Origin of the sequence: Diplocloster agilis (genome assembly GCF_019042275.1) — a bacterium.
Taxonomy (GTDB): Bacteria; Bacillota; Clostridia; order Lachnospirales; family Lachnospiraceae; genus Diplocloster; species Diplocloster agilis.
The window spans coordinates 1-22,329 of sequence record NZ_JAHQCW010000006.1 but is presented as its reverse complement, the minus strand read 5'-3'; the positions used below and the strand labels follow the sequence as shown (position 1 = coordinate 22,329).

Below are 22,329 nucleotides of genomic sequence, written 5' to 3'. Positions count from 1 at the left end.
ATCCCCGGAGATTCTAATGCCGGAGATCCTGTCCCACCGGTCGTATGGGTGTATTTATCCTGGGGAAAGAAGTTGTAGTCTACTAATAATTTTGAAAGAGTCGAAAGGAGGAGTTTAAATTTGGCATTATCACAGAAGGATTTGCAGGCAATAGCAATCTTAATGGATTCTAAATTGGATCCAATCAAAACGGAGATCGTTGAGTTGAAAGAAGGAATTACAGGGTTAAAGACAGAGATTACAGGGATGCAGACAGAAATTACAGGATTAAAGACAGAGATTGCAGGGATGCAGACAGAAATTACAGGGTTAAAGACAGAGATTACTGGGTTGAAGACAGAAATTACAGGGATAAAGACAGAGATTGCAGGGATGCAGACAGAGATTACGGGGATAAAGACAGAGATTACTGGGTTGAAGAAAGAGATAGTAGGAATCAAAGTCGAATTATCCAAAAAAGCAGACAAGAAGGATATTGAATATCTTAAAAACCAAATCAGAAAGTCCGAAAGACTATTGCTTGACGAAGTGGAAAGAGTGCATGAGATCTTAGATATGCATATCAAAGACACTACGCGGCATACAGCATAAGCGGGTCCCCCGTATGGGCGATGCCGGCCTGTGCGGGGGATGGTTATAGTTGTCACATATAAAGCGGTATAAACAAAAAGAACAGAGGATACTAATACCCCTGTTCTTTTAATTTCTTAACCAATTCCACATAAAATTCTCTTACATCAAAACCCCTGATATTTTCTCTGCGCAGATCGATCATATCCCCATGGGAGATACCGCGGCGTCCGGGTGTATCCAAATACCCTAAAAACTTTCCCCAAACTGCCGAATCGGCGCATACCAGCCCGTCGTTGACACCCTCACAGTGCTTGACAAGCAGATACCCGATATTGCAGGGAACACCGTCACTGAACATACTGCTCATACGGGACATGACACTTTGACAAAGAATGTCGGAATAATCCCCGGTTTCTTCGTTGAATTGTGAGCAATGGTCGTGCGTCAGGTCGAAAACTGCTGCTTCAAAGTCCGGTGAAGCGTCGCCTAACTTGGAAAAGATCCGGTTATATTTAGCGGCTACGAAAGACAGCAATTTTTTCGGACATCGCGCCAGCACCTGATCCACCCAGCAGCAGCCCAGATGAGGTGTATTGATAGTAGTCAAAGAGGCGACATAGGGGGCGAGACCGAGACGGCTGATCGCATAACGGGAATCCAGCCCGCCTTTGGAGTGGGCGATGAGATTCACTTTTTCACAGCCGGTTTCCTCTATAATCGAAAGAACCCGTTCTTTAAGCTCCCGGGCGCTGGTCTCGACCGAAGCGGCGGACTGCTGCTTACCATAATAAACCGTACAACCATTTCGGATCAGCTCTTTTGGTATTCTGCCCCAATAATTAAAATATTGCCAGTCTCTGAAGAAAACGCCATGCACCATCACAACCGGATACCGGGTTTTACAGCATTCATTTTCCCGGCGTACTTCGTTTAATTCAATCTTACTCAACTCAAATTCATATTCCATACGGACCGCATGACAGATGGAAAAAGTCAGCCACAGATTCAGCACGGGAACCCACCAAAGCAATAACCAGGCCAGTCTTTTAAACAAACTGATCTGAGTGGAGGTCGCAATAATCCGCAAAAAACCGTTTAGCATCATCAGAAAACCCAGAATCACAGCCACCAGAATATTGAGCAGGAAGATGACAACCTCCCCCCAATTCGACAGCCGTTGGGTTCCAAACCAGACCAGAAATGCAACTTCGGCCACCGCACTGACTCCGGTTACCAGGATTAGTTCATACCCGCCGGATAAAGCCTGCAGACGGACCGTCATCTTTTTCCGGTAGACCGGCAGAATCTGATATAACACATAGGCAGTACAAAACAGGAGTATTCCGGCGATCACCAGCGGCAGAGGGAAACGATGCCGTGTGATAATTAAAATATAATTCGCTAAAATAAGATAAATACAAATTCCACAGAACCTTTTCAACCATTTCATCCTAAGTTCCTCACTTTATGTAGAAAAAACAGATATCTTGTCTGCCGCTATTATATCATAAATAGAAATGACGGACAATTTGATCTTTTTTATATAATCATTTACAACGTTTACAACTGCTTGCCTGCCTGTTTCGATTGAGGTGAGTGTATAATGAAGCTTGTTCCATACGTTAACAAAATCTTAATGCCGGATAAGGAAAGCGATATGCTTTCTTTATTTTTTTTGTGCTACCCTTTAAGTGTAGAAAAGATAAAGTCATAGAAAGGGATGTTTCCTATGTTAGCACAGAGCAGTTTACAGACCATACCAGAATCTTATGGATACCATCCGGTTGTTCCGTTTAGAAAGAGAATCCGCAATTTTCTGAAATTCAGAGAAGATGCGAAATACCAGGAATTCGTCGATGCACATCCGTTTACAGCTATACTTCTGGGGCAGTTTGTGTTAGCGACAGGACTGGTCATATCGCTTGGCGTCCTGACCACGATCTGTGCGGTCCCGGTATGGCTGATCTATAAACTACTGGGAGTTATGTAAAAAATGGAGGTAGAAGTCTATGAGTGTAATGCTAGGTTTAATTGGATTGACAGCGGTATTTCTATTTGTGTATTTGACGATTATCTTGTTAAGAGGTGATAAGCAATGAGCAATGTGGTGATTCAGTGTGTGTTATATCTGGTGATTTTAGTTGCGCTTGGAATCCCATTAGGCAAATACATGGGAAAAGTGATGAACGGGGAGAAAGTGTTTTTATCGAAAGTTCTGTCCCCGGTGGAACATGGGATTTATAAACTGTTACATATCGACAAAGACGAAGATATGACCTGGAAAAAATACGCAGTGTGTACGGTGGTATTCAGTGTTATAGGCTTTATTTTTTTGCTTGTAATGTGTCTGGGACAGGGAATCCTTCCGCTGAATCCGGAAAAGTTTGGCGGACAGTCCTGGCACCTTGCCTTTAATACGACGTCAAGTTTCGTTACCAATACAAACTGGCAGGCGTATTCGGCGGAGAACCCTTCCGGCGGGCTGAGCTATTTTACACAAATGCTCGGATTAAATGTCCAGAACTTTGTGTCGGCCGCCACCGGAATCGCAGTACTGTTTGCGCTGATCCGCGGATTCCTGCGGGTGAAGAAAAAAGGCCTCGGGAATTTCTATACGGATATGACGAAGATAGTCCTTTATATCCTGTTGCCGATCTGTCTGATTTCCGCGGTTGTATTGGTGTCTCAGGGCGTTCCGCAGACTTTCCGGGAATATGAGGAGGTAGATCTGCTGGAGCCTGTAACGCTGGAAGACGGCACAGTCGTCACGAAGGAAGTCATTCCCTTGGGACCGGCGGCGAGCCAGATCGCGATCAAACAGGCCGGCACCAACGGCGGCGGCTTCTGGGGGGTAAATTCCGCGCATCCGTTTGAAAATCCCACCCCGCTCAGTAATATGTTCGAGATGATTCTGCTCTTGCTGATACCGGTTGGGCTTTGCTTTACATTTGGCCGCAATATAAAAGACATGCGCCAGGGCCGGGCGATTTTTATAGCCATGTTCCTGATGCTTGTCGTTGCCCTTGGAATCGTTGCTTTTAACGAACAGGCGGGTACTCCCAAGCTTGCGCAAAACGGCGCGGTGGATATCGCTGCCGGGGCGGACCAGGCCGGCGGAAATATGGAGGGGAAGGAGACCAGGTTTGGCATCGCCACCTCGTCTGCCTGGGCGGCCTTTACGACGGCGGCGTCCAACGGTTCGGTTAACTCTATGCATGACAGCTATACTCCGATCGGCGGTATGATCCCCATGCTTTTGATGATGCTGGGCGAAGTCGTGTTCGGAGGGACCGGCTGCGGACTGTACGGAATGATCGGTTTTGCGATATTGACCGTATTTATCGCGGGTCTGATGGTAGGCCGGACTCCGGAATACCTGGGTAAAAAGATAGAACCATTTGAGATGAAGATGGCTGTGCTTGTGTGTCTGGCCACACCGATCGGAATCCTGATCGGAAGCGGGCTGGCCTGCTTGCTCCCGGCAACGGCGGACAGTCTGAACAATCCGGGCGCTCACGGCTTATCCGAAGTCCTGTACGCATATTCCTCCGCAGGAGGAAACAATGGATCGGCGTTTGCCGGATTCAATGCGAATACGCCGTTCTTAAATGTCAGCATAGGACTGGTCATGCTGTTTGTACGTTTCCTTCCCATGCTGGCTACCCTGGCAATCGCAGGAAGTCTGGTACAGAAGAAAAAAGTGGCGGTCAGTGCGGGAACTCTGCCGACCCACAACGCGATGTTCATTTTCCTTTTGGTCTTTATCGTTCTTCTGGTAGGAGCGTTGAGTTTCTTCCCGGCGCTGGCACTTGGACCGATCGCTGAATTCTTTCAAATGATTGCTTAGTGGAGGCTATATAAAATGAGTGATAAAAAGAAGAGTATATTTGCCGATAAAAATATAATGATACGGGCGCTGAAGGATTCCTTTGTCAAACTGGATCCCAGAGTGCAGATTAAAAATCCGGTTATGTTCATGGTCTATGTATCGGCCATACTGACCCTGGTGCTGTTTGTCTTTGCCCTGTGCGGTATAAAAGATGCGCAGCCCGGATTTATCCTGGCAGTTTCTGTCATACTTTGGCTTACGGTTCTGTTTGCTAATTTCGCGGAAGCGATCGCCGAGGGGCGGGGAAAAGCACAGGCAGATACGCTGCGTGCGAACCGGAAGGACGTGACCGCCAATAAAATTCCGTCTCCGGAGAAAAAAGATAAGATCCTGCAGGTCCCGTCCGGGAACCTGGTGAAAGGTGATATTGTATATGTACGTGCCGGGGAACAGATCCCCGGTGACGGAGAGGTGATCGAAGGCGCGGCATCGGTAGATGAAAGCGCGATTACCGGTGAATCCGCGCCGGTGATCCGGGAAAGCGGCGGGGACAGAAGCGCGGTCACAGGCGGGACCACGGTGGTATCCGACTGGCTGGTGATTCGGATTACCAGCGAGCCAGGCGAGAGCTTCCTGGATAAGATGATCGCCATGGTAGAAGGTGCCGCCAGAAAAAAGACCCCAAACGAGATAGCCCTGCAGATCCTGTTGGTAGCCCTGTCTATTATATTCCTGCTGGTTACGGTGGCACTGTATTCGTATTCCCTGTTCTCCGCTGAACAGATGGAACGGCCGAATCCGACGTCTGTGACGGCTTTGGTGGCTCTGTTAATCTGCCTGGCGCCCACCACGATCGGTGCGCTTTTGTCCGCCATCGGTATCGCCGGGATGAGCCGGCTGAATCAGGCCAATGTACTGGCCATGAGCGGCCGCGCCATAGAAGCGGCCGGGGATGTGGACATTCTGCTGCTTGATAAGACCGGAACGATCACGCTGGGGAACCGGCAGGCGGACGAATTTATTCCGGTAGACGGCAATGATAAAAGAGAACTTGCGGATGCCGCGCAGCTGGCCTCTCTGGCGGATGAGACACCGGAAGGAAGAAGTATCGTAGTTCTGGCGAAGGAAGAGTATGGCATCCGGGAGAGGAATATCGGACAGATGCATGCGCAATTTATCCCCTTTACCGCCAAGACCCGGATGAGCGGTGTGGATTATGACGGCAATGAGATCAGAAAAGGCGCGGCTGACGCCATCCGGGAATATGTGGTGTCCAGGGGCGGAACCTTCAGCAGTGACTGCGAGGACGTTGTGACAACTATTTCCACCCAGGGAGGAACACCGCTGGTGGTGGCTAAGAATGGGAAAGTGCTCGGCGTGATCCACCTGAAGGATATCGTAAAACACGGAGTCAAAGAAAAATTTGCAGATCTTCGGAAGATGGGAATCAAAACGATCATGATCACCGGGGATAACCCGCTGACCGCATCCGCCATAGCGGCGGAGGCCGGCGTGGATGACTTCCTGGCGGAAGCCACACCGGAAGCAAAATTATCCATGATCCGTGATTATCAGGCCCATGGCCATCTGGTGGCCATGACCGGTGACGGGACCAACGATGCTCCGGCCCTGGCCCAGGCCGATGTGGCCGTGGCTATGAATACCGGCACGCAGGCGGCCAAGGAAGCCGGAAACATGGTGGATCTGGACTCCTCGCCGACGAAACTGATCGAGATCGTGAAGATCGGCAAGCAGCTGCTGATGACCCGGGGAGCCCTTACCACTTTCAGTATAGCCAATGATGTGGCAAAATATTTTGCCATCATTCCGGCCTTATTTGTCAGCTTATATCCGGGACTGCAGGCCCTTAACATTATGAATCTGCACAGCGCCCAGAGCGCGATTATTTCGGCGATTATCTATAATGCGCTGATCATAGTGGCGCTGATCCCGCTGGCACTCAAAGGAGTGAAATACCGGGAGGTACCCGCATCCAAGATGCTTTCCAAAAACCTGCTGGTCTATGGGCTGGGCGGTATCCTGGTCCCGTTCCTGGCGATTAAGCTGATTGATGTCATTATTGTTGCACTGGGAATTCTGTAGGAAGTGATTCGGAATGTATGTTAGATATTCATCAAAACAGGTTTTAAAAATGTTCCGGTATGCGGTAATCGTACCGCTGGTAACGGTATTGTCTGCGATGATCCTGCTTGGGATCATACAGACAATCATCACCGAGTGGCTGTAAAACCTATATGTGCCAAAAAAGCACACGATTGGAGGATAATATGAAAACATTAAAAGCAGTTGTACCGAGAATGTTGGTTTTTTTTATATTGTTGATGGTCATAACCGGTCTGGTCTATCCGCTTGTAGTAACCGGTATTTCCAAGGTGTTTTTCAATGATAAGGCAACCGGATCTATTATAGAGATCGACGGTAAAAAATACGGCAGTTCCCTTTTGGCCCAGGAATTTACATCCGATGATTACCTGTGGGGCAGAATCATGAATCTGGATACGGGAACCTACCAAAACGAAGAGGGTGAAACGCTTGCCTATTCCTGGGCATCCAATAAAACCCCGGCCGGCGAGGAGCTGGAAAGTATGATTGCCGAAAGAGTGGAAAAAATCAGGAGAGCGAATCCCGATAGAGAGGGAGAAGCGATCCCGGTGGATCTGGTCACCAGCTCCGGTTCCGGTCTGGACCCGCATATCTCTCCGGCTGCGGCAGAGTACCAGATTCCGAGAATCGCAAAAGCCAGAGGAATTACCGAGGATGAGCTAAGAGCGGTGATTGACCGGTACACGGATGGAAAATTCCTGGGGATTTTCGGGGAAAAACGGGTAAATGTACTGGAAGTCAACCTTGCATTGGACGGCATTTTAAAGTAGAATTAGGGCGTAAATTTTTCAAACCGCCATCTTTACACAATCTTAACACCTGCCGTGACAAAATGCATAGTATCTTAATTCTTTTGATAATATAATAAAATTATCAAAAGAAAGGAAGGAATGCCTTATGTTTAAGAATAGCCATTTAACGAGAAAGAAACGGCGGACAGCGCTGGTGATCGGATGCGGCAGATTAGGCGCGAACCTGGCCGGCAGCTTATGCGATAAGGGATACGATACCATTGTTATTGACAAGGACGAGACGGCGTTCGGGCAGCTTCCTGATAATTTCAGCGGATATCAGATCACCGGCGACGGAACAGATAAGAACCTCCTGGAAAAAGCCGGAATCGGGAATGCGGATATGGTGATCGCCGCCACCGAGCGGGATAATATCAACAGCCTGGTGTGCCAGATGGCAGGAAGGATTTACCAGGTTCCCGACGTCTATATGAGACTGAACGATCCCAATATGGAAGATATTATCGAAGGCTACGGAATCCGGGTCATCTATCCCTTCCGCCTTTCGGTAAATGAATTTGAACGTCTCAGTCATGCGAAGGCATAGAACAATGAATAAATTGAAGTCTGGAAGTGTAAAGCAATGAACATGGTAGTGGCCGGAGGAAGGACAAAAGCGGATTTTCTGATAGCCAATCTGCTGGAAAAACATCACAGGGTAGTGGTGATCAACGATGATGACGAGTTTTGCAAGTATCTGGCATACACCCACAACCTTCCGGTCGTGTGCGGGGATCCATGTAAGAAATCCGTCATGGATGATGCACAGATCGGGGATTTCGATGTATTGATCGCCCTCAAGCCGGATGATGCGGATAATTTCGAAATCTGCCAGATGGCGAAAAAACGCTATCACATCAAAAAGACCGTCTGCGTCGTTTCGAATCCGAAGAATGTGGAGATATTCAAAGAACTGGGGATCAACACCGTAATCAGCGCGACTTACGAGGTGGCGCATATGATCGCGGAGGCAACGACGCTTGACAGTTTCCGGAAGACACTGGAATTGAAAGAAGATCAGATCATATTGACCGAATTGGAGGTAAATGAGTCTTATCCCATATGCAGCCGGCAGATAAAAGAGCTGGATATTCCGGAAAATGTAATCATCAGCTGTATTATACGGGAGAATCACATGATTGTTCCAAACGGTTCCACAAGGTTACAGGAAAAAGATAAATTACTGGTGATATCATCGAAGTTGAGACAGCAGGAAATGATCCGTCAGTTTTCGGGAGGGAATGAATAAATGTCTCGGAAACAGTCACATGGCAAAGGATACCGGCTGATCATCCGGTATCTGGGAATAACAAGTATTCTGGTAGGGGTAGCGTTATTGCTGCCTCTGCTTTTGCTGCCGCTATATCCGCAGGAGGCGGTGTATGCCAAATGTTTTCTGATACCGGGAATCCCGGCGGTCACAGGCGGATATCTGGTTTACCGTTTTTTAAAGGAGGACGCCGGGGGCAGACTTAAAAAGAACCAGGCGGCGATGATCGTAACCTTATCCTGGGCCCTGGCCATACTGGTCAGTGCGGTTCCATTTATGATGACCGGCAAATACAATTTTACCCAATCCGTATTTGAGTGTACCAGCGGATACAGTACTACCGGACTTTCCGTTGTAAATGTGGAGGAGGCCCCCCGCCTTTTTTTGATGTTACGCAGTATCATGTTGTTTGTGGGAGGAGTGGGATTAGTTCTGGTAGTCATGTCCGTCATTACCGATTACTACGGGATGCGGCTGTTTGAGGCCGAGGGGCATGATCAGATGGCGCCAAACCTGGGTAAATCGGCCCGGGTGATTATTTCCATCTATTCCGGTTATATTATCGGTGGTACATTGTTATACATGGTTTTCGGGATGAACTGGTTCGATGCCTTGAATCATTCCATCGCTGCGGTCTCCACAGGAGGCTTTTCCACGAAAGCGGCCAGTATCGGTTATTACCGGAATCTGGGAATCGAGATAGTAACGATCGTGCTGATGCTCCTGGGCAGCACCGGTTTCCTGGTCCATCTGGCGATAGTAAAAGGGGAGTTTAAGAAGGTGGTTTCCCACTGTGAATTCCGGTTCCAGCTGGTGGTTTACCCGATAGCGGTCGTGGGGGCGGCTGTGCTGATGCTGCGTCAGTTCGCTTTATCGGTCCCGGAGAGTATCCGCAGCGCGGCGTTTCAGGTGGTTTCCGCCATGACAACCACGGGGTTTCAGACCGTGGATAGCTTTCAGACATTCAGTCCGGCCCTTCTGCTCATCCTGACACTTCTGATGCTGATCGGCGGCGGGGCAGGCTCCACGGCCGGAGGAATCAAGCAGTACCGGGTATATCTGGTGATAAAAGAGATGATCTGGACGATTCAGGACCGGCTGTCGCCCGGACGCGTGATCCGTCCCAGAACCGTCAACCGGTGCGGGGATAAACTGATACTAAAAGAGGATGAAAAAACTGCGGTCAGTAACTATTTTGTTTTATATATTTTTTTATTTATGGTCGGGACATTTATATTCTGCTGCTACGGCTATTCCGTACAGGATTCCATGTTTGAATTCTCCTCAGCGATCAGCACGGTAGGCCTGTCGGCGGGGATTACCGGCTATGACGCTCCGGCCGGTGTATTGTGGACGGCCACGGCAGGGATGTTTATCGGAAGACTGGAAGTGTACATAGTGCTTATAACAATTTTAAAAATGATGATTGATACAGGAGAGCAGGTGCGGGAATGGAAAAGAGGAATCCGGAACAGATTCTTAAAATGATACAGGAACAGGATCGGGAGCGGGAGGATCATCATGGTAAGCTGAAGATTTTCTTCGGATATGCGGCTGGGTCCGGTAAGACCTATACCATGCTGGAAGCGGCCCACGATCTGGCCAGGTCCGGCGTGGACGTGATATCCGGGTATATTGAACCCCATACCCGTCCGGCCACCATGGAATTGACAAAAGGCCTGGAAGCCCTGACTCCCAGGTCCGTAGAATACAAAGGAATCACGCTCCGGGAGTTTGATCTGGACGCGGCGCTTCTTCGAAACCCCCAGGTGATTCTGGTGGATGAGCTGGCGCACACCAATGCGCCCGGTTCCAGACACCCGAAGCGCTACCAGGATATCCAGGAACTATTAGACGCGGGGATCCATGTATATACCACTTTAAACGTCCAGCATCTGGAAAGCTTAAACGACATCGTGTCCTCCATTACCCATGTGATCGTCAAAGAGCGGGTGCCGGACTTTATCTTCGATGAGGCGACCCAGGTAGAGCTTGTGGACATCGAACCGGAGGAGCTGCAGGAGCGGCTCAGGGACGGGAAGATCTATGAGGCCTCCAAGGTGGAGCGGGCCTGCACCAACTTTTTTACCACGGAAAACCTGACGGCTCTGCGTGAAATCGCGCTGCGGCGGTGCGCGGACCGGGTAAATAAACATATTATCCGGGAAAAAGAGATGAGCCAGAAACAGGAATATTACGCAGGAGAACATATTCTGGTGTGCATATCCGCATCGCCCAGCAATGCGAAAGTGATCCGGACCGCGGCCAGAATGGCGCAGGCCTTTCATGGCAATTTTACCGGATTGTTTGTGGAGACCACCGAATACGAGCAGGAGAAAAAGAAACTGGAGACTTCGCTGGATAACAACATCAAGCTGGCCAAGCAGTTGGGCGCCAATGTGGCTACCACCTATGGACAGGATATCGCCCATCAGATCGCCGGTTATGCCAGACAGGTGGGTGTATCCAAAATCGTAATCGGCAGAAGCGTCAGAAAGAAGACCTGGGTCAATAAAGATCTGAATCTGATCGAAAAACTTTCCCTGCTGGCCCCGGAGATCGACATCTACATTATTCCGGATGTATCCGCCGAGGCGGTCAAACGAAAATTCCCCGGAATAAAACGCCCGGGGCTGCGGGACGGTGTCCGGACGGCTGCTATTCTGGCGGTCTGCACGATCGCCGGACTGCTAGTTAAAAAGTTCGGTATGACGGAAGCAAATATTATATCCATCTATCTGCTGGGCGTACTCGTCGTAGCGGCGACCACCAGGGGCCGCATATGCGGCGCGGTCGCATCCTTCCTAAGCGTGGTGATTTTCAACTTTTTCTTTACCGTGCCGATATACACATTCCGTTTTTATGATAAAAACTATATATTTACCTTTCTGGTGATGTTAGTCGTCTCTCTGGTCATCAGTTCCTTTGCCATCAAGCTTCAGAATCAGGCGATGCAGGCGACCAAGACTTCCGTACGGACGGAGATCATGTTCAACACCAGTAAAATGCTGCAAAAAAAGCAGGATATTGAAGGAATATTAAGCGGCACGGCGCGGCAGTTGACCGAATTGCTCCACAAGACCGTTGTATTATATCCGGCGTTGGACGGGAACCTGTCCCGCCCCGTTTTTTACGGCAGCCCGGAAGAACAGGCGGAAGCAAAAAAACTGCTGGACAATGAATATGAGCAGGCCGCCGCCCTCTGGGTGTTGAAAAACCGCCATTGCGCCGGCAGGACCACCGACACATTGCCCTCCGGTAAAGCAATATATATGCCGATCCGAAACGCCGGCCAGGTATTTGCCGTAGCGGGAATTGAACTAAAGGAAGGAGAGGTGCTGGAGGCCTTCGAGAGAAACGTGATGAAAGCCATGCTGACCGAAGTGGCTTTTGCAATAGAAAAAGTAATACTGAATCAACAAAGAGAAGAAATTATGGTACAATCAGAGAAAGAAAAGCTGCGCAATAATCTGCTGCGCTCCATTTCCCATGATCTTCGGACCCCGTTGGCCGGTATCACGGGAAGCGCCAGTTTTCTGCTGGAGAGCTACGAGAAATTAGATCAGGAGAGCAGAGAATCCCTGCTGCGGGATATTTTAAATGATTCCACCTGGATGAGCAATCTGGTAAACAATCTGTTAAATATGACCAGGATACAGGACGGCCGCCTGAGCATACAGCATGAAGACGAAGTCGTGGAAGATATCGTCAGTGAAGCGGTATCCCGGATGGAGCGGCGCTTAGGCAGCAGAACCCTGGATATCGATCTGCCGGAAGAGCTGCTGGTAATTCCAATGGACGGGCAGCTGATCATACAGGTGCTGGTGAACCTCATGGAAAACTCCATGAAGCATACGGCCCAGGACGGCACGATCCGGATCCGCGTATACCTTACTAAAGATGAGAGAGACAAAGAATATGCCCGCTTTGAGGTGACCGATAACGGCAGCGGAATCGATGAAAAAATTCTGGATACCATGTTTGAGAGCTTTGTCACATCCGGCGCCTCCACAGCCGACGGCAAAAGGGGGACCGGCCTGGGCCTGAGCATCTGCAAAGCGATTATCCAGGCGCATAACGGAACCATCCGTGCATTTAACAATGAAGACCAGGGAGCGACGGTATATTTTCTGCTCCCGGCAAAAAGAGAGGACTGACGGCGAATGACCAATACAAAAGGACTGGTACTGATCATAGAAGATGACAAAAGCATATTGAATTTTCTTGGAATCTCCATGAAGACCAACGGATATTCCTACGACATAGCGGAAACCGGACTGACGGGTATCTCCCTGTTCATGACCAATAAGCCGGATCTTATCTTGCTGGACCTAGGGCTCCCGGATATCGACGGCACCGAGGTTATCAAGCAGGTCCGCATGACCTCCAAGACCCCGATCATCGTCATCTCCTCCAGGGGACAGGAAAAAGAAAAGGTCGAAGCGCTTGACTTGGGGGCCAATGACTACCTGACCAAACCATTCAGTGTTAACGAGCTGTTTGCCCGGATACGTGTCGCCATGCGCAGCACCTACCCCATAGAAAGCGCGGACGAAGTATTTACTCTGGATGCCCTGAAGATCGATTTTGAAAAGCGTCAGGTGTTCATAGACGAAGAAGAGATCCACTTAACCCCCATCGAATACAAAATCCTGGTTCTCTTAGTCAAAAACGCCGGCAAGGTCCTGACCCATACCTACATCCAGAACGAAATCTGGGGCTACAGTGAATTTGGGGAGCACCAGTCCCTGCGCGTCTTTATGGCCAATATCCGCAGGAAAATCGAAAAAGATACCAACCATCCCCGCTATATCATGACCGAAGTGGGAGTCGGATACCGCTTTGTGGACCGGTGATGGGGTGGAGAAAGGGGCCGGGGCTGAGGGAGGCGCAGCGGGAGTGGACGGGCGGCGGTTTTGCCTGGGGTTGGCGGCGGTTTTTTGCGGACTCCCGGCGCGGCTCCCGGTTCCCGGTGGGAAATTGGTCCGGGCGTCCGGCTGTGGGCTTGCGCCGGCAGCTGCTAAATAAAAACAGAATGCCGGATACAGGAACCGGGCCTATTCGCCCAGAACACCGGATGTGTTCTGGACTCAGAGGCCCTTGCGTGTCGGCGTGGAACGCCGCCCCGCATCCTGTATCCGGCATTCTGTTTTTATTAAGCAGCTGCACGGCCGCCCAATGCCGGACGCCCGGACCAATTTCCCACCGGGAACCGGGAGCCGCGCCGGGAGTCCGCAAAAAACCGCCGCCAACCCCAGGCAAAACCGCCGCCCGTCCACTTCCGCAGCACCTCCCTCAGCCCCTTCTTTGGCTCAGGCCAGGAGGTGGAGAGGGTGCGAGTGTTCGGAGTTATAAAGGGCAAAGGTTTAGGTTCTCGTGTGTATTGTGGGAGAAGGGACATTATATGCCTGTTATAGTACGGACGCTATGTCCTAGTGTGACAGACCATATATATTGTTATAGTAGTTTTGAATTTAACTTAATTTTTATGGTTTAAGTAGCATGATAGATCATGCCGGCTGGGTACTGGTAATTTTTGGAATGTGAATAATAAAGGTATTGGGCAGCAGGGAAGGAGGGGGCGGTCTGGCGTCGGGAATCGTGCGGTCCGTCGGTGCTGTATCGGGAGATTGTCTGAAGGCTGCGGCGCGTCCCTTTGGGTGTCGGCTCTGTATGGGCAAGTCCCTTGTCCCTTGGGGTACCCGGGGGCGTCTGGCTGGCAGGGGCGGGCGGTATCCGTCTCCTCGGTCACATAAGGCGCCCGTGTGAAATCAAATGAAATCGGTCCGGCCGGTTATGGGCGCAAGACTGCATTCCCTGCAGTCTTGCGGTGGCTGCTGAGCCGCGAATGCATCCGGCATTCGGGGCGAATCAGCCACGAACCCATAACCGGCCGGATCGATTTCATTTAGCTTTCACCGGGTAACAGCCTTAAGTGACCGAGGAGACGGACACCGCCCACCCCTGCCAGCCAGACGGCCCCGGGTACCCCAAGGGACATGCCCATACAGAGCCGCCACCCAAAGGGACGCGCCGCAGCTTTCAGACAGTCTCCCGATACAGCACCGACGGACCGCACAATCCCAACGCCAGGCCGCCCCCTCCTTCCCTGCCCTAAGTCAAATTCTAAACCTTCTCATACCGATCCACGTCCACCACGAAGATGACCGCGCCGCCCACGTCGATCGTGACGGGGATGACCGTACAGTTTCCGGGAGGGGCATTTTCTGTGTAGGGCATGTTGTACATGACCTGTTTGCGCTTTCCGCATTCGGTTTTGATGATGGTGATCGCTTCCTCTACCCGCTCTTCTTCGGTTCCGATCATAAGAGTTGTGTTTCCTTTGCGCATAAAGCCGCCGGTGGTGGCCAGTTTGGTGACGCTGAAATGATTCAGGGTCAGTTCTTCGGTGACGTTGACGCTGTCATCTGAATGGATAATTGCGAATACGATTTTCAACCCGATGACCTCCTTTCTGCCCAGTTCATTCCTGGATGGAATATCACGATATGTTTTCGCCTGATGATAGGTTACATGGATGCTAAAGTTTTTTGTACCAGTGTCCCCGGCTCGCAGGATGAGCTCTCGAAGATGAGTTTTTCATAGTTGAGCTTGTAATGGCGGAATAAAAGGGTAAGCGTTTCCCATTCATCGTGGAATACGCATAATGCGTACAGGGGACGGCTGTCATATTGCTTCAGATAGCGGATTAAAAGCGGTAGTTCCCCGCTGTTGTCCAATGCGGCAATTGTCACGTGATATTTCAGCATATATTGTAACATATTTTGATCACAATCCCAATCCTGTTCTGTGTTTTTGTGAAGAATCAGAATTTCCGGATTGCCGGAATAACCGTATTTATGAATTTGCATATTGGTAGTGCCTCCTTACGAAATGTGTGGAAGAACGGCCGGTTTCATGCAGAATACTTGCTTTTCCGTGAAAATCGGCTTCGACTTTTTGGTCGGTCAACTGGTATTTTTTCATTACCTTTAAGAGCTTTTCGGCCATGACCGGTTCCATTTCGCATAGAGGGAGGCGGCAGGGGCCGACGGGGATGCCCATGTACCGCATGGCTTGTTTTACCGGAATGGGGTTCACGTCGTAGAATAAGGCCTCGATCAGTTCCAGGTATTTTAACTGCAGTTCATCGCTGATTTCCGGGTGGCCCTGGAAGAAGCTTTCGCATATATCGTGTGTTTCCTGGGGGAGAATGTTCGCCAGCACGGATATGACTCCCTTGGCCCCGAGGGCGAGAGCAGAGGTGATCTGATCGTCATTGCCGGAATAGATATCCAGGCGGCTGCCGCAGATGGAAGCGATTTTGGCGATCTGGGAGAAGTTTCCGCTGGCTTCCTTTACGCCTACGATATTTTTTGCTTCGCAGAGCTGCTCATAGGTTTGGGGCAGAATATTGACTCCTGTTCTGGAAGGAATATTATAGAGAATGATGGGCAGGTCTGTGGAGGCGGCAATGGCGTGGAAATGACTGACGAGGCCGGCCTGGGAGCATTTGTTATAGTAAGGGGTTACCTGGAGCAGGGCGTTCGCACCTGCTTTTTGCGCCTGCTGAGACAGCTCGACGGCGTGGGCGGTGCAGTTGGAACCGGCCCCGGCAATGACCGGAATGCGGTGGGCGGCGCGGGATACGGTAAATCGGATGACTTCTGTCTGCTCTTTGACGGAGAGCGTGGAAGCTTCCCCGGTGGTGCCGGTGATGATAATGGCATCGGTATGCCGGCTGATCTGTTTTTCTATGAGCTGTTCCAGTAATTCATAATTTACCGTGTAATCGGAATTCATGGGCGTGATCAGCGCAACGCCCGATCCTTTGAATATGGTTTGGTACATAGGGTAATCCTCCTTGTTCCTTGTAATTGTAGTTTGCTGTTTTTTGTTTTTTGCTTGGCATGTTAACTGCTTTTTGTATATGGCTATATTTTAAATCCGGTCAGGTTAAGATTCCATGCGGGAAAGCGCGTGGCGGATTAAGAAAATGTTAAGACCATTTGAAGCGGTTCATAAGTGATGGCAATCGGATGCAGGACCGGCTGATAAGTAAGAAAAAGCAGAACGACGGATGGTGTTTCTAACGGAAGTCAGATAGAATGTTATGCCTGCCGCCATACATTATTCAATATATATACTTTATGAAATAATATACATTGACAGACGAGGTATATGAAGTTATAATGTATCTCAGATAAAGGAGGTCAGCCTATGTCGATAACATCGGATATTATCCGTGGACACACAGAAACCATTATTTTGGCACATCTGATCAAGCAGGACAGCTATGGTTATCAGATCAATAAGGATATTATGGAGACGACGAATCACACCTATGAATTAAAAGAAGCCACCCTTTATTCGGCGTTTCGCAGACTGGAGCAGGCGGAATACATCGTTTCCTACTGGGGGAATGAAGGGACCGGAGCCAGACGAAGGTACTATTCGATCACGGATAAGGGCCGCAAGGCCTATGAGGAACAGAAGAGGGACTGGGAGAGTGCCAAAGCAATGATTGACAAATTGCTGCAATAAATGGAGGATATCAACATGAACGAAAATCTGAAAAACTATCTGGACGAAGTTTTCAAAAAAGCGCCAAAAACCAGGAAAGCCCTGGAGCTAAAAGAGGAACTGCTGTCAAACTCACAGGACCGCTATGAGGATCTGATCCACGGGGGAACTTCCGCGGAGGACGCCTATGATATGGTAGTGAGTTCAATTGGAAATGTGGAAGAGCTGTTTGATTCCCTGCAAGAGGAGGTAGGAATGGATATGGAGAACAGGATTGAATTGAGAAAAAAGATGGCGGTGATCAAAACCGTCGCTACGGGATTATACATATTGTCCTTCGTAGTTCTGCTTTTGTTTACGATAGTGGATTCGATGATGTCTATTGGTGCGGATTTACCTTTGATCGGTTTTATGCTGATGATCATTATCGATATCGTGCCCACCTGTATGCTGGTATACAGCAACAGCCTTTACGGCCCTTATCAGAAGAGGGAAGATACCATAGTGGAAGAGTTTAAAGAATGGCAGTTCAACTCGAAGCGGAACAAATCGATCCGCAATGCGGCCAGCGCCGTGCTTTGGTCGTTAACCCTGGTGCTCTATTTTATCATTAGTTTCGTGACCTTTGCCTGGTATGCCACCTGGATTATTTTCCTGGCAGCCCTGTGTGCCCAGGCGGTGATTATCCTGATGTTCCGGTTAAGAGAAGCGAGGGATTGATGGGAAGCAATGGATAAGCGAAGGACGGATAAGAGAAGCTGCAGGATGTTTCCTATGGAAATCGTGAATCAACGGTATGCGGTATGCCTTTAAGAAATGCGGTCCGCATCTGTGAGAGATATCACCTATGGAGGAAATGATGAAGAAAATGATGAAAGGCCTGGTCGTCTGTTTTGCCGTACTTTTTGTGGCGGCGCTGGGGATCATGTTTTATATAATCTATAATGGCGGCATGAGTTATGCGAATCTGGGCGGAAAAATGAACCTGGAGAATACGCTTACTTTTGATATGAGTAAGGTAGAGGAAGTGGCGATAAAATACAGCTCGGAGGATGTGGTGTTTTATATCGGTGATACACAGGAGCTGGTGCTCAAAGAATATATGAGTTACAAACCCAAAGAACGGGACTTTTCCACAGGCTATGTAGAAGACGGAAAAGTGGTGATTGAGGGGAAAAAGAATCATTTTAGCCTATTTCATTTTGGAACGAAGAGCAGCCGGGAAGAGATCTATCTGCCAAAATCTTACGCCGGCAGTGTAACGGTATCCACCGCAAGCGGCAATATAAAATCGGATGAAGTGCTAAACCTGTCTCTACTCTTTGCAGACACGGCCAGCGGGGACATCCGTATGAACGAGATTTATGCCTCATCCATTCACGCAGGGACTGCCAGCGGGAATATCAACATGAACCTGGCGGAAGGCAGCCGGGATCTGTCCACGGCCAGCGGAAATATTACGGTCCTGGGCGGCGGCGGGGACACCGAAGCCGATACGGCATCCGGGAATATTAAACTGGAAAATGCGCAGGGCATCTTAGAATTAGGCTGCGCCAGCGGGGATATCAAAGTCATGGGAGCAGCCGGCGGCGGAGAATTTGAAACTGCCTCCGGGAATGTCTCGCTCCAGTTTGACGAAATCACCGCGAGCATCGATGCGCAGTCCACAAGCGGGAACGTGAAGCTCCAGATGCCCCAAAACACAGCCTTTACGCTGGAAGCAGCCACCACCAGCGGAAATATCAATACATTTTTTGATGACCAGCTGCAATATAACAAAAAAGGAAACAAGGCGTCGGGCGCGCTCAACGGAGCCTCGGATCTGGTGATTTCCCTGGAAACAACCAGCGGAAATATCAAAGTACTGGATAATGATTAGCTGGTCCGGTCTGAACAGCTAAGACCGATACAATTGTAATTTGATACAAATATAAAGCAGGATGGCATCATCTTTTGATGCCATCCTGTAATTCTTCCGCCCAGGAAGCCAGATTATAAACGTCACCGTCAAACATTTTCAACAGAACCCCGTAGGGGGAGTCATCACCGGCAAAGGCATTCGCCTCATCGGTATCCACATGCATGGCAAGTCTGAAATTCGGATGGACACGGACCACCACATCCGCGAAGATCAAGGCCCGTTCATAACTCTGGGTAATCACAAACACTTCTTCATTGTCGGAAACGTGCATCTGCAATGCTTCCGTCGGAGTCATATGAATATGACGTTTCGCCACAATCACTCCATGGTCCAGCTCTATCGAACGCCGTCCCGCCTGAATCGTACATCCGGGAGTACCCGCCAGATCCCCCGACTGCCGGATAACCACGGGTACACCGAACTTCCGGGTATCCGTAACAGACAATTCGATCTGAGTCTCCTTTCGAAATGGCCCCAGTATCGCCACATTCCGGAAAGTACCGCGGGGACCGGTGATCGTAATCCGCTCTTTCGCCACATACTGTCCCGGCTGGCTTAGCTCTTTGACAAAAGTCAGGCCCTTTCCCTTCCCAAATAATATCTCAAAATCCGCCTGGCTGATGTGCGCATGCCTGGCGGAAGTCTCTATCGGAATTCTCATTCCCATAAGCCTGTCACTCCGTTTCTGCTGACTATTGTACCAGAGTAGGCAGCTAAAAGCAATAAGGATGGGAAAGAAAGGAAAGACAGGAAGAGGTTTGGAATTGAAAAAATGAGACATATGCACTATAATAAAACAGAGTTTTAATAACGAAAGGAGAAATGCAGAATGCTTGCAGAAAAAGTAGCAGAATTATTAAACACACAGATTAACAAGGAGTTCTACTCCGCTTACTTTTATTTAGACTTTGCCAATTACTATGAAAATGAGGGACTCAAAGGGTTCGCCAACTGGTATGAGATCCAGGCGCAGGAGGAGCGGGACCACGCGATGCTGTTCCGGAAATACCTGTTAAACAACGGCCATTCGGTTACTTTCACAGAAATCGACAGCCCCCAAAAAGAGTATAAAAGTTTTCTGGATCCCCTAAAATACGGTCTGGAACACGAACAATATGTCACCAGCCTGATCCATGAGATCTACAATGAAGCCTACCAGGCAAAAGATTTCCGTACCATGCAGTTTTTGGACTGGTTTGTAAAGGAGCAGGGAGAAGAAGAGACCAACGCGGAAGACCTGATCAAAAAGTACGAGCTTTTTGCAGGAGACCCCAAAGGCCTGTATATGCTGGACAACGAGTTAAGCGCCCGTGTATATACCGCTCCCTCACTGGTATTATAATGAACAAAGATAAAGTAATCTGTCCCTGCCGTAAATTAACCAAAGGCGACATTCTAAAAGCGGTGGAACAAGGTGCTTCCAGTTACAAGGAAGTCAAAAAAGCCACCAAGGCCGGCAGCGCCTGCGGCAAGTGCAAAAAACAGATCAAAAAGGTGACTAAAAAAGCGCTGAAAAAATGATGTTCTTCCCCGGGTATGGGTATGCCTGACCGCAGTCTTAAGCAGCAGGCATACCCATAAATAATCGTCAGGTTTTGTTGAAATAGAAGGGGGTTCAGGGTATAATAAGAACGGGTGATAATAAATCAAATGATCCGATAGAATGTTTTGGGTGATTCATTCCATTGGATGAAGATGAAAACAGGAGGATCATGATTTATGAACAACCATCTCAAATTTAAAACCGGAGCCTCGGTTTTTGAAGTACGGGGGATTCCGGCTATGCGGCAGGCACTGCCGCTGGCGTTGCAGCATGTGGTGGCTATGATTGTAGGGTGTGTGACACCGGCGATTATCGTGGCTGGGGTGGCTATCGATAAGGGTACGATGACACCGTCCGACAAAGTGGTACTTGTGCAGGCGGCGCTGTTGGTCGCAGCAGTTGCGACGTTAATCCAGCTGTTTCCGATCGGAAAGTATATCGGATCCGGATTACCGGTCATTATGGGTGTCAGTTTTGCCTACCTGGCATCGCTTCAGGCAATTGCAGGCGACTTCGATGTGGCTACGATTTTTGGAGCTCAGTTAGTGGGCGGTATCGTGGCGGTCATCGTAGGTATTTTTATCAAATGGCTCAGGCCGTTGTTCCCTCCGTTAGTAGCTGGGACGGTAGTATTCACGATTGGGCTGTCTTTATATCCCACGGCGATCAATTATATGGCCGGAGGACAGGGCAGCGCGGATTATGGCAGCGCGAAGAACTGGTTTGTGGCGATTGTCACGCTGATTCTGGTAGTGGGGCTGAATCATTTCGGTAAGGGATTCTTCAAATTGTCTTCGATTCTGATAGGCATTCTTGTCGGCTATGTGCTGGCGGTCTGCCTGGGAATGGTGGATTTTACGGCGGTCTCCCAAGCCGATTGGTTTTATATTGCGAAGCCCATGCATTTCGGGATCAAGTTCGAGGTTTCGACCATTATATCCATATCCATCCTGTACATCGTTAATTCGGTGCAGGCCATCGGGGATCTGTCCGCAACCACAGCGGGAGGGCTGGACCGGGAGCCGACGGACCGGGAACTGTCCGGCGGTATCATCGGTAACGGCGTGGCCAGTGTGATTGGCGCATTCTTTGGGGGATTGCCTACTGCAACTTTCAGCCAAAATGTGGGTATCGTAGCTACCACGAAGGTGGTAAACCGCTGCGTACTGGGTCTGGCCGCGGTGATTATTTTCCTGGCCGGTTCCGTACCAAAGTTCGCATCGGTGCTCACGACGATTCCCCAGTGTGTGCTGGGCGGGGCCACGGTATCCGTGTTCGCCTCCATCACCATGACGGGAATTAAGCTGATCAGCCAGGAGCCGCTGAATTACCGGAATACGGCGATTGTGGGCCTGGCCGTCGCATTGGGAATGGGAATTACTCTGGTTCCGGAAGCCTTGGCATTGTTTCCGGCTTGGGTGACTACCATTTTTGGAAAATCCGCAGTTGTGGTAGCGACGATTGTGGCAGTTCTGCTGAACTGTATTATTCCAAAGGAAAAACCGCAGGAGGATTCTTAACCGCAGCGCAGGGTCCTTCCTCGGGTTTGGGTATGCCCGCTGCTTAAGGGCCGGTGTGTGTCGGTGTCCCGGAAATGCTCCGGGCAGCCGGATTCCTTTGTGTCTCCCCGGGAGCGCGGAGGGCTTGCGCTGGTACCCGCTAAGTGAAATCGAAAAGCCGGATTCAGGAACCGAGCCTATTCACCAGGAACACGTGATGTGTTCCCGGTTCAGAGGCTCTTGCCCGTCGGACGTG

The 22,329-nt window shown here is 49.7% G+C and carries 22 protein-coding genes; 17 read left to right on the top strand and 5 right to left on the bottom strand.

Features of this window, described 5'->3' with window-relative positions; genetic code table 11:
• Positions 1 to 120 precede the first annotated feature (120 nt).
• On the top strand, positions 121 to 591 hold the full coding sequence (locus KTH89_RS05165; RefSeq protein WP_238720924.1) for a hypothetical protein: 471 nt from the start codon (positions 121 to 123) through the stop codon (positions 589 to 591).
• Between the two features lie 91 nt (positions 592 to 682).
• Here the strand turns inward: KTH89_RS05165 and KTH89_RS05160 are convergent, their stop codons facing one another.
• The gene (locus KTH89_RS05160) at positions 683 to 2,023 is read right to left on the bottom strand and encodes an esterase/lipase family protein (protein ID WP_238720923.1); all 1,341 of its coding nucleotides are present in this window, start codon (positions 2,021 to 2,023) and stop codon (positions 683 to 685) included.
• A gap of 279 nt (positions 2,024 to 2,302) precedes the next feature.
• Here KTH89_RS05160 and KTH89_RS05155 point away from each other — a divergent pair, with 279 nt between their 5' ends.
• The 10 genes from KTH89_RS05155 (at position 2,303) to KTH89_RS05115 (ending at position 13,443) form a co-directional block, all read left to right on the top strand.
• Positions 2,303 to 2,563, top strand: a complete 261-nt coding sequence (locus tag KTH89_RS05155; protein ID WP_158342725.1) for a hypothetical protein — start codon at positions 2,303 to 2,305, stop codon at positions 2,561 to 2,563.
• Between the two features lie 105 nt (positions 2,564 to 2,668).
• Positions 2,669 to 4,420 (top strand): potassium-transporting ATPase subunit KdpA, encoded by a 1,752-nt coding sequence (gene kdpA, locus KTH89_RS05150; protein WP_158342724.1) that lies wholly within the window; start codon positions 2,669 to 2,671, stop codon positions 4,418 to 4,420.
• A 15-nt stretch (positions 4,421 to 4,435) separates the two neighbouring features.
• Positions 4,436 to 6,505, top strand: coding sequence for a potassium-transporting ATPase subunit KdpB (kdpB, locus tag KTH89_RS05145; protein ID WP_238720922.1), 2,070 nt, complete (start codon positions 4,436 to 4,438; stop codon positions 6,503 to 6,505).
• A gap of 13 nt (positions 6,506 to 6,518) precedes the next feature.
• On the top strand, positions 6,519 to 6,650 hold the full coding sequence (locus KTH89_RS24875; protein WP_267287635.1) for a hypothetical protein: 132 nt from the start codon (positions 6,519 to 6,521) through the stop codon (positions 6,648 to 6,650).
• Between the two features lie 40 nt (positions 6,651 to 6,690).
• The gene (gene kdpC, locus KTH89_RS05140; RefSeq protein WP_238720921.1) at positions 6,691 to 7,296 is read left to right on the top strand and encodes a potassium-transporting ATPase subunit KdpC; all 606 of its coding nucleotides are present in this window, start codon (positions 6,691 to 6,693) and stop codon (positions 7,294 to 7,296) included.
• A gap of 127 nt (positions 7,297 to 7,423) precedes the next feature.
• On the top strand, positions 7,424 to 7,864 hold the full coding sequence (locus KTH89_RS05135) for a potassium channel family protein (RefSeq protein WP_158342721.1): 441 nt from the start codon (positions 7,424 to 7,426) through the stop codon (positions 7,862 to 7,864).
• 36 nt (positions 7,865 to 7,900) lie between these two features.
• Positions 7,901 to 8,566, top strand: a complete 666-nt coding sequence (locus KTH89_RS05130; protein ID WP_158342720.1) for a potassium channel family protein — start codon at positions 7,901 to 7,903, stop codon at positions 8,564 to 8,566.
• Entirely contained in the window at positions 8,567 to 10,075 is a 1,509-nt protein-coding gene (locus tag KTH89_RS05125; protein ID WP_238720920.1) for a TrkH family potassium uptake protein, read from the top strand. It abuts the gene before it with no gap.
• Positions 10,039 to 12,744 carry a sensor histidine kinase gene (locus KTH89_RS05120; RefSeq protein ID WP_238720919.1) on the top strand — a complete coding sequence of 902 codons (2,706 nt, stop codon included), beginning with the start codon at positions 10,039 to 10,041 and terminating at the stop codon, positions 12,742 to 12,744. The genes KTH89_RS05125 and KTH89_RS05120 overlap by 37 nt, the downstream gene beginning before the upstream one ends.
• A 6-nt stretch (positions 12,745 to 12,750) precedes the next feature.
• Positions 12,751 to 13,443 carry a response regulator gene (locus tag KTH89_RS05115; protein WP_158342717.1) on the top strand — a complete coding sequence of 231 codons (693 nt, stop codon included), beginning with the start codon at positions 12,751 to 12,753 and terminating at the stop codon, positions 13,441 to 13,443.
• Positions 13,444 to 14,713: 1,270 nt separating this feature from the next.
• On the opposite strand, the gene KTH89_RS05110 is transcribed toward KTH89_RS05115, so the two are convergent.
• From KTH89_RS05110 to dapA, 3 genes are all read right to left on the bottom strand, one after another.
• Complete coding sequence (locus tag KTH89_RS05110; RefSeq protein WP_158342716.1) at positions 14,714 to 15,046, bottom strand: cyclic-di-AMP receptor; 333 nt, start codon at positions 15,044 to 15,046, stop codon at positions 14,714 to 14,716.
• Positions 15,047 to 15,117: 71 nt separating this feature from the next.
• On the bottom strand, positions 15,118 to 15,459 hold the full coding sequence (locus tag KTH89_RS05105) for a hypothetical protein (RefSeq protein WP_158342715.1): 342 nt from the start codon (positions 15,457 to 15,459) through the stop codon (positions 15,118 to 15,120).
• Positions 15,446 to 16,438, bottom strand: a complete 993-nt coding sequence (dapA, locus tag KTH89_RS05100) for a 4-hydroxy-tetrahydrodipicolinate synthase (RefSeq protein WP_158342714.1) — start codon at positions 16,436 to 16,438, stop codon at positions 15,446 to 15,448. Before dapA ends, KTH89_RS05105 begins: the two co-directional genes overlap by 14 nt.
• A 369-nt stretch (positions 16,439 to 16,807) precedes the next feature.
• Here dapA and KTH89_RS05095 point away from each other — a divergent pair, with 369 nt between their 5' ends.
• From KTH89_RS05095 to KTH89_RS05085, 3 genes are all read left to right on the top strand, one after another.
• Positions 16,808 to 17,131: a PadR family transcriptional regulator gene (locus KTH89_RS05095; RefSeq protein WP_158342713.1), complete on the top strand. Its 324-nt coding sequence runs from the start codon at positions 16,808 to 16,810 to the stop codon at positions 17,129 to 17,131.
• Positions 17,132 to 17,146: 15 nt separating this feature from the next.
• Positions 17,147 to 17,830 carry a permease prefix domain 1-containing protein gene (locus tag KTH89_RS05090; protein WP_158342712.1) on the top strand — a complete coding sequence of 228 codons (684 nt, stop codon included), beginning with the start codon at positions 17,147 to 17,149 and terminating at the stop codon, positions 17,828 to 17,830.
• A 127-nt stretch (positions 17,831 to 17,957) separates the two neighbouring features.
• The gene (locus KTH89_RS05085) at positions 17,958 to 18,989 is read left to right on the top strand and encodes a DUF4097 family beta strand repeat-containing protein (protein WP_238720918.1); all 1,032 of its coding nucleotides are present in this window, start codon (positions 17,958 to 17,960) and stop codon (positions 18,987 to 18,989) included.
• 67 nt (positions 18,990 to 19,056) lie between these two features.
• Here KTH89_RS05085 and KTH89_RS05080 read toward each other — a convergent pair whose 3' ends face one another.
• Positions 19,057 to 19,698 carry a PduL/EutD family phosphate acyltransferase gene (locus KTH89_RS05080; protein WP_158342710.1) on the bottom strand — a complete coding sequence of 214 codons (642 nt, stop codon included), beginning with the start codon at positions 19,696 to 19,698 and terminating at the stop codon, positions 19,057 to 19,059.
• Positions 19,699 to 19,860: 162 nt separating this feature from the next.
• Between KTH89_RS05080 and KTH89_RS05075 the strand changes: the two genes are divergently transcribed.
• The 3 genes from KTH89_RS05075 to KTH89_RS05065 all read left to right on the top strand — a co-directional run bounded on the left by KTH89_RS05075 (position 19,861) and on the right by KTH89_RS05065 (position 22,094).
• On the top strand, positions 19,861 to 20,373 hold the full coding sequence (locus KTH89_RS05075) for a ferritin (RefSeq protein WP_158342709.1): 513 nt from the start codon (positions 19,861 to 19,863) through the stop codon (positions 20,371 to 20,373).
• The gene (locus tag KTH89_RS05070; protein ID WP_158342708.1) at positions 20,373 to 20,552 is read left to right on the top strand and encodes a (2Fe-2S)-binding protein; all 180 of its coding nucleotides are present in this window, start codon (positions 20,373 to 20,375) and stop codon (positions 20,550 to 20,552) included. The genes KTH89_RS05075 and KTH89_RS05070 overlap by 1 nt, the downstream gene beginning before the upstream one ends.
• A gap of 198 nt (positions 20,553 to 20,750) precedes the next feature.
• Positions 20,751 to 22,094 (top strand): uracil-xanthine permease family protein, encoded by a 1,344-nt coding sequence (locus KTH89_RS05065; RefSeq protein ID WP_158342707.1) that lies wholly within the window; start codon positions 20,751 to 20,753, stop codon positions 22,092 to 22,094.
• Positions 22,095 to 22,329 lie beyond the last annotated feature (235 nt).